Source organism: Nostoc mirabile CHAB5784 (genome assembly GCF_020829645.1).
Classification (GTDB): Bacteria; Cyanobacteriota; Cyanobacteriia; order Cyanobacteriales; family Nostocaceae; genus Nostoc; species Nostoc mirabile.
In genome coordinates, this window is record NZ_JAIVFS010000203.1 from 1 (window position 1) to 7,241 (window position 7,241).

The following is a 7,241-nucleotide window of genomic DNA, read 5'->3' on the forward strand; positions in this document are numbered from 1 at the left end:
TTCTAACCATTCAGCTATTATCTGTTGGCATTTTTGAACTACTTTAATGTCTGAATGGAAAACTACGAAATCATCAGCATATCGGATTAAATTAAGTGAGTAAACTTTATCCTTTTTAGATATTTGAACACCTCGGTTATTCTTAATATCTAAGGTTGCAGCAAACTGTTTAATCCGTTCTTCCATCCCATGTAGGGCGATGTTAGCTAATAACGGAGATAATACCCCACCCTGTGGTGTGCCAATCTCTGTTGGGAACAATTTTCCACCATCCATTATTGCCGCTTTTAACCATGCTTTAATTTGCCGTCTAAGAGTGGGAAATGTGTTTAGTTTCCTTAGTAAAGCTGAATGATTGATTTTATCGAAGCATTTCGAGATATCAGCATCTAATACGTACTTATCTTTTTGCTTGATAGCTGTATATATTGCTACGATAGCATCTTGGCATGAGCGTCCTGGTCGAAAACCATAACTGTTTGGCTCAAAACGAGCTTCCCATTCTGGTTCTAATGCTAGTTTTACCAAGGCTTGTTTTGCTCGGTCGTGCATCGTTGGAATCCCCAAAGGTCTTTTTTCTTCTTTGCCTGGTTTTGGTATCCAGACACGTCTAGTTGGTTTTGATTTTGAAGATAGTTTCAATTGTTTAACCAGGGTTAGCCTTTGCTTTGGAGTTAATAATTTTACTCCGTCTACTCCGGCTGTTTTCTTTCCTTGGTTGTCTTGTGAAACTCGTCGCACGGCTAACATTTTGGCTGACCATGACTTCATCAATGTCTTTTGGAGCTTGCGAAGCGTTTTGACATCTCCACGACTAGAGGCTTGGTAAATTCTCTTTTGTAACTTGAAAACTCGTCTTTCTAGCTTTCGCCAGTTAACGTTTTTCCATTCCACCATCGATTTATCATTATGACCGTTTCTATTGAGTACTTTCAAGGCGAAATTCCTCTTTAGTTTGGTAGTTTTGATTTGTCGTGTTTTAGACTTTTTCATTACTACTAAAAACTTTACCTTCCAAGTTATCGTGTCCACGTCAGCATATCTTTGGCATTACCCAAAGCATTAGCTTCTTGGACAATCCTTCCCCTCACCGCTTACAGTTAGCTACTTACTCCGTATCGACCGCCGGAGAGCTAATGAGGGGTTATCCCGTTCCTAGCATTCATTTGTTTAAACCTTTAGAGTGATACTTTCCACCGGGTTTTGTTGGGAGTGTTTACTGGTCGGAACTTCATCTGCCAGCCCCTTTATCCTTTGCCTTTTGGCTCCAGCCTGTCAGCCTGATTTGGCTGGTTCGACGTTACGATGGTTCTTGCATATCTTCAAGCTTTCGCTTTTACTCATGGGTTCTTGCTTGCCGCTTCACCGACTTAGGCTATCAGCTTATCGGCTTTTCACCCCGCTTCAACATGAAGGTTGCTATGCTTCATATTGGGGGTGATGCTGTCACCACTACACCTGTGGGGTCAGACTTGAGTTTTCTAGGATACTTCCTCTCACTGACATGAATGCTAAGTTGTCATGGTTTTGTTAGGATTTCTCCCTTCTTAAACCAAGCGGTTTTCCTTGAGTATTTCTACTCATTTCAACCAACGGGTCGCACGAAATTTTCATCAAATCTTCCCTTCCTCTTTAGCTCACTTGGCAGTGCAGAGGGGTCATTGCAAGTTGCCACGACAAACACACCACACTGTGATTCGGACATGAATGTAAGGATATTGCCCAGAATCCTCTGTGACACTCCAGAGGTGTCACCAGTACCGGACAAGGCTTTCTCGATTTCGTCCACCCATAACACGCAGGGTGCGATCGCCTCGGCAGTTTTCAAAGCACGTCTGACATTCCCTTCAGACTCACCGACCAGACTGCCCAAGAGGGACGCAATGTCTAGTTGGAGTAGTGGTAAATTGAGAATATTAGCAATATTCTTGGCTAATAAAGTTTTCCCAGTACCGGGTGGGCCAGCCAGCAACACACCTTTCGGTTGAGGCAAGGAAAGCTCACGCGCTTCTTGTGTGAACAGCCGCCGCCGCCGATTGAGCCACTCACGCAACAAATCCAATCCTCCAAAAGAGATACTAGCAGGCTTGCCCAATTCAATACCCATTTGAGACAACAGCCGAGTTTTATACTCGACTGCTTGGGGTATAAAATGACTATCAATTAAAATCCCATCTGATGTTAGGTTATGTTTAACAGTTAACCGCAGGAAGTCGCTAATCTCCTCCAGAGTTAATCCCAAGGCAGCACGAGAAAGAGATTCAATTTCACTCTTGTTGAGGGAAATAGTAAAAGTCAATTCCTGTTCAATAGCTGACTGTTGTAAGTCATGCAAATAAGAAGTGATATGTTCAAGTATTTGGTCAATACTAGGTAAAGGGACTTCACAATAAGGAATCAATCTGACTAAGGATTCGTGTAATTGTATGTTCTGACCCAACAATACAATGCGTTTATCTGTAGGTTTTAACCTGTGGTAAAGGTTTTTGACTTTGGATAAAATCTCCCAACTCAATTGGGGTGAATTCTTAGCAATAAAGGGGTGAATATCTCCGAGGATAAATACACCATTACCACTAAAGTTAGCAATGTAGTCGAATACAAATAGTAGTGGATCAGCGTGTTGTGGTTTCTTATACTCTGACACTGGCTTAAACACCAATCCCCCATCTGCTGCGATTAAACATTGCTCTAAGGTTGATACCCCCAGATTCCAGAAGAACACTGGACTTGATAGCTTGTTAGATGCCTCTGTAGTTAACCACTGAATAATCGTCGCTTCATCAGGAGACAGGACATCAACCGCAGCAATGGGGATTTGTGAATCAAGCGTGGAGAGCAGATTTGAGAGTTTCATGATTTTTGATAAGGTAGTGGAGCTAGTTCATCGTGAGTATTAACAAGTCTCACGACTACTTCATAAACTTCGGCATCGCCGTCAAAAACCTCAGCCATACCATCGCGCTCTTGTTGGGCAATGGTGGAAACAATGGCATTCAACAGCACACACAAGCCCTCAGTATTGGTTTTGATAATTACGGGCTGGCGTGGTTTTTGCTGAGGATATATATGGATGAAAGGGTATTCTTTCGCTAATTTATTCATAGTGAATTGCAGGGGGGAATCAAGTTTCTTCCCCCGTGTTAGTTACTGACGTAAACGTGTTTGACTGCTGTTTGTACTGCGAAGCTGTTGGGTTTGTGCTTCATCCTTATATGTGCGTAGTTTACCGCCGTAGGCATCGCCCTCCACAACCCCCAATGCCTCTTCAAATGGTTGCGTAGCCGATAAACAACTCAAGCCCTCAAATCCTTCTGCTTCCACTCGAACTTCACCTGTAGCATTGTCGAAATGAATCAGTATTGAACGTTTCATAATTATCTCCGTACAAATTGTTTAACTTCTTGATGTCCGGCAAAAGTCAGCCGTAGAGTTTGCACACTCCCGTTAGTTTCTTCAGCAATAATGCATTCCCCAAATTGCTCTTGTAACTCGGCAGCTTTAGCGCGAACCAAACGCTTACCATAAGCCAGCATTAATTTCTTACTAAAAAAGTCTTGCCCCAACTTCGGAACTGTTTCATAACTGTCGTGTATGACCTCGTACACACCGCTTGACTGATTCCATTTGAAACCGATGTCTGCACGGGCTTTTATGGTGCGACCAGATACGATGATTTCAGCGCTTTGTCCTTGAGAGCCACCATAGTATCCTTTTAGTGATTGTGCTATTTCGTGAACTTGCGGTGATAGTTTTAGATCCGTGAGTGCAAAAATAAGGCATTCACGGTTAGCAAGCTTGGTTTTAACTGTTGAGAAATGTGACATGAGAATTTTGTTCCTATAGTAGTAGAAGTGCGGTATTCTTTTTGAGGTGTATAGAACCCATTTGGGATCTTGGAAGAACGGGTAAAATGAGAAATAAATGCCGTACTCCAGCAGCTTAACCGACAAAGAGTGGGCAATCATTGAACCACTTTGCAGCAACGCTTCGTGATCGCTTTCAGCCCCGAATCATCCCTACTCAATCTTCCAATTAGGCGTATAACCAGAAGTAACTTGGCTATACATTTGCAAGACCGATGCAGAAATACGTCCTGAGAGTTTTGCGATCGCCCATAGCGCTCTTGTAAAATCATTTTCAATTGTTGAGAATTCGCCCAGGAAAAAGTTTATGGCAGATATGTCCGGTCAAGACCCCTCGGAAATCACAATGGCAACGGTTGATGAAGAACGAAAAGGCGCAACTTTCAGCGGTACGGTCATCCTTGGTATAGATCCTGAGGGTGGGGAAGTCGTTTTCTTTAAAGACTTTTTAATTGAAGATTATAAAGGCGAACTTACCGCTTATCTGGCAACAGATGGCGATATAACGAAAAGCATTGATTTAGGTGAACTCGATCATAAAAGCCCCAGTTTTAGGCTGCCAATTCCGCTCTTAACGGATACATTACCCTACAATACAGTCGTGTTGAGCGACAAAAAAAGCAAGAAAAAAATCCTGACGATCAATCTATAAAATTTGTAACTTAGCTCGTAGTTCAGCCAAATTCGATTGCCCTCCTGTATAGATCTCAAATGGGTTCTATATGCATTTTTCGTTAAGGTACTTAGTCTTGAGCGAATGCACCCTCGCCCAAGACTGTTTTTTACCGAAACTTGAACGACATCACCGTAGCTTTCGATAAGCCCACGTCGTCAGTCGCAAGTGATTGTAGATTGCGTTGTTCATCCAGCAACTTGGTGCGGATAGAATCTATCTTTTGCTGTAGTTGACTGCGCGTATCACTGCCAAGATTCTTAGACTCAATCGCTGGATCGTTAACAATAGAATCTAAGTGCGCCATCATCGCTTCCAAGCTACTGCCTGCCTCCGGTGCAGTAGCACTTGAACCTTCATCAGATGACGCTCCATTTTTCTTTTAAACTGTATGGGTTTCCTCCCTGGTTCCCAATCAGCCAACTCTTCAAGCAACTGCGCGGCGAGTTGTTCACCACCTGCCAGGGCTGATTCCCTTAGCCGTTGCTCTAAATTTTGGTCATACTGTTGGATGAACTTGGTAATCTGGTCAAGACATTCGGCTTGCTGCTGATTGAGTTGCTCAGAGAGGGCAGGGATAATCACCGGGCGACCAATAATGACTTGCAAATAGTCTTCAAGATCGGTCAGAGTCGGAAATGCTCTTAACAAGTTGGCTTTGACTGACTCTTGCTTATCCTGTGCTAATTCCCAAGTGTTAAGTGAGAGGAACTGATCAATCCGTTCCTGATAATCAAGAAGTCCCGCTTCGTAATCAACTTTTAATTGATTGCGTAAACCAGGGGCGATATTATCCCTAATATTGATTAACTGATTCCACACGAGTGGAGCTAAATCAATCGGACAAACCCAATCACCAGTATCAGCAGACATCCATTCTTGAACTGAAGCAATCTCTTGACGCAATTGGGCAGCAGCTTCATCAAGCTTTTTGAATACCTTAATACCTCGCAGACCGACTTCGGAATTTGTGACTTTAACGAGGTCTGATTCTATTTCAGAAACCTCAGCTTTTAGCACATCGGCCCATTTAGGCGCGGCAGATTTTGTACTTTTCTTTAGCTGGATGCGAAAGCGAATGCGGGTTTTATTTAACTGTGAGAAATTGTGGCGCTCGACTACTGCATCAGTTAGGAAATTTGTAGCAATAGGGTTGTCGATTGCTTGTACCATGATTATTCACCTCAATCATTATTTTTCACTTCGATTAAGCGAAGCTTTCTCTGTGAGTATTTCTCAAGAGAGTGAATGTCTGTAGTAGCTCTATAGATTACTTTTGTAGAGCTATTTTGTAGCCGAATATGTCTTTTAATGACTGGTGGTTTATGTATGGACATGGCTTAAAATAGCTGAAGTTGCTGTGAATTATTCTGTACCGCAGGCTTCTTATAAACCATGCCTTCGACTTCATAACAACGAGTAATGAGTTTGTTTCGATTTAGTCGAAAGCTGGCTTTTTTTCTTTGATTTGGCAGAGGTAAAAATACATACTGTGGATTTTGTATAGTACCTTCATCACCCAAATATCGAGAAAGTGTACCGTTGATTTGGTAAACTTTTGAGGAGCTTAACAGCGTTGGGTCATAAACTTTAATCAAATTTAATTCCATCTTAGTAGCAGTGAAGTGTGGCATAATTTATCGTGGAATCGATTTTCCTCTACAGTCAGATTTAATTAGTCTGACTGTAGAGTTTTTCACGCATAATCTGATTCTTGTTTCGTCAACATTTTCATTATCTCTGCGTTAATTATTGATTGAGAGTGACAGAAGATTACAGATAGAAATGCTCAAAGATTTGATTGAGTTTTTCCTTTAATTCATCAGGCAGAGCCTTAAAGTCAAACTCGTCTGATTCCCAAACTTCATCAATACTGGTAGACTCATCGATAATGTTGGCAATCAAACTCGATTCATCGTCGTGCTTCCAGCCATTTGCTAAAAGCCACGGCAGAACTCCCTCAGATTGCAATAGTTTCTCAATGTCGAACGAGTCAGAAAACTGCTGTAAGTTTTCGATACTGGGGTGAACGGTTGTTGTAGTCATTTCTTGTTATTGGTAGTAGTGAATACACAGCACAACAAGCTGTAGACAAAGTTTGAGCAACTTCTAATTACAGTTGCCCAAACCCTGTTTACAACGATTTAAAACGCAATCTCATTCGCCACTTTTGTTACAGCTAAAGCCTGTTTACTGACCTCTCGCCACTCTGTTTGCTCGTTGTAGGATGCCATCACTAATTCCGACTCTACCCATACCCGACAGAACAACACATTTTCATCTGTCGTCCCCGCCTGTGGTTGTAGTGTGATAGGAGAATATAATTGTTGTGGGGTCAAAGTTGCGATCGCTGCTAATACAGATTTAGCAAAGTGAGTATCATGCCCACTTTCTAATATATAAGGTCTGTCTGCTTGAATTGTAATCAGCAACTTGTAAACTTCTTTACCTCTGCGCTCACACTTCTCAAATTTGAGTTCTCGCAGATATCCAGTTAAGGCAGTTTGGGTAATCGCACTCGCTTCACTGTTGTTTAAGGTATACCACAGTGAACCATTGTGACGATTGCAGTAGATTTTGCCTAGCGTGGCAAAACTTACTAGAGAAGAGCGGAAATCCTGTAATCTTGACCTTGTAGCGAAATAATGGTGCAAAAACTTGGCAAGAAAAAGTTTAAAACCAGAGGCAACATCGTTTGAAGT

8 protein-coding genes and 2 pseudogenes are annotated in these 7,241 nt (G+C 42.1%); 1 reads left to right on the forward strand and 9 read right to left on the reverse strand.

Features of this window, described 5'->3' with window-relative positions; genetic code table 11:
• From LC653_RS43795 to LC653_RS43815, 5 genes and pseudogenes are all read right to left on the reverse strand, one after another.
• The coding region (locus LC653_RS43795) for a reverse transcriptase domain-containing protein (RefSeq protein WP_308189247.1) at nt 1-936 on the reverse strand (936 nt) is incomplete at its 3' end.
• A gap of 667 nt (nt 937-1,603) precedes the next feature.
• A pseudogene (locus LC653_RS43800) lies at nt 1,604-2,857 on the reverse strand (AAA family ATPase); the annotation flags it as partial.
• A complete protein-coding gene (locus tag LC653_RS43805) occupies nt 2,854-3,105 on the reverse strand; it encodes a hypothetical protein (RefSeq protein ID WP_229501517.1) in 252 nt (83 codons plus the stop codon). The pseudogene LC653_RS43800 and the gene LC653_RS43805, both read right to left, overlap by 4 nt.
• Nucleotides 3,106-3,147: 42 nt before the next feature.
• Entirely contained in the window at nt 3,148-3,375 is a 228-nt protein-coding gene (locus LC653_RS43810; protein WP_229501518.1) for a DUF2997 domain-containing protein, read from the reverse strand.
• 2 nt (nt 3,376-3,377) lie between these two features.
• Complete coding sequence (locus tag LC653_RS43815; RefSeq protein WP_229501519.1) at nt 3,378-3,827, reverse strand: DUF1257 domain-containing protein; 450 nt, start codon at nt 3,825-3,827, stop codon at nt 3,378-3,380.
• Nucleotides 3,828-4,173: 346 nt separating this feature from the next.
• On the opposite strand from LC653_RS43815, the gene LC653_RS43820 reads away from it, so the two are divergent.
• Nucleotides 4,174-4,518, forward strand: a complete 345-nt coding sequence (locus LC653_RS43820) for a hypothetical protein (RefSeq protein WP_229501520.1) — start codon at nt 4,174-4,176, stop codon at nt 4,516-4,518.
• A gap of 130 nt (nt 4,519-4,648) precedes the next feature.
• Here the strand turns inward: LC653_RS43820 and LC653_RS43825 are convergent.
• The 4 genes and pseudogenes from LC653_RS43825 to LC653_RS43840 all read right to left on the reverse strand — a co-directional run bounded on the left by LC653_RS43825 (nt 4,649) and on the right by LC653_RS43840 (nt 7,193).
• A pseudogene (locus tag LC653_RS43825) lies at nt 4,649-5,712 on the reverse strand (hypothetical protein).
• A 167-nt stretch (nt 5,713-5,879) separates the two neighbouring features.
• On the reverse strand, nt 5,880-6,173 hold the full coding sequence (locus tag LC653_RS43830) for a hypothetical protein (protein WP_372478306.1): 294 nt from the start codon (nt 6,171-6,173) through the stop codon (nt 5,880-5,882).
• Nucleotides 6,174-6,312: 139 nt separating this feature from the next.
• Complete coding sequence (locus tag LC653_RS43835) at nt 6,313-6,585, reverse strand: hypothetical protein (RefSeq protein WP_229501521.1); 273 nt, start codon at nt 6,583-6,585, stop codon at nt 6,313-6,315.
• 98 nt (nt 6,586-6,683) lie between these two features.
• Nucleotides 6,684-7,193, reverse strand: coding sequence for a hypothetical protein (locus LC653_RS43840; RefSeq protein WP_229501524.1), 510 nt, complete (start codon nt 7,191-7,193; stop codon nt 6,684-6,686).
• Between the last annotated feature and the right edge of the window lie 48 nt (nt 7,194-7,241).

Coding starts and splice junctions, on each gene's coding strand:
- LC653_RS43805 (WP_229501517.1), bottom strand. CDS start 3,105: ATGAATAAATTAGCGAAAGAATACCCTTTCATCCATATATATCCTCAG.
- LC653_RS43810 (WP_229501518.1), bottom strand. CDS start 3,375: ATGAAACGTTCAATACTGATTCATTTCGACAATGCTACAGGTGAAGTT.
- LC653_RS43815 (WP_229501519.1), bottom strand. CDS start 3,827: ATGTCACATTTCTCAACAGTTAAAACCAAGCTTGCTAACCGTGAATGC.
- LC653_RS43820 (WP_229501520.1), top strand. CDS start 4,174: ATGGCAGATATGTCCGGTCAAGACCCCTCGGAAATCACAATGGCAACG.
- LC653_RS43830 (WP_372478306.1), bottom strand. CDS start 6,173: ATGCCACACTTCACTGCTACTAAGATGGAATTAAATTTGATTAAAGTT.
- LC653_RS43835 (WP_229501521.1), bottom strand. CDS start 6,585: ATGACTACAACAACCGTTCACCCCAGTATCGAAAACTTACAGCAGTTT.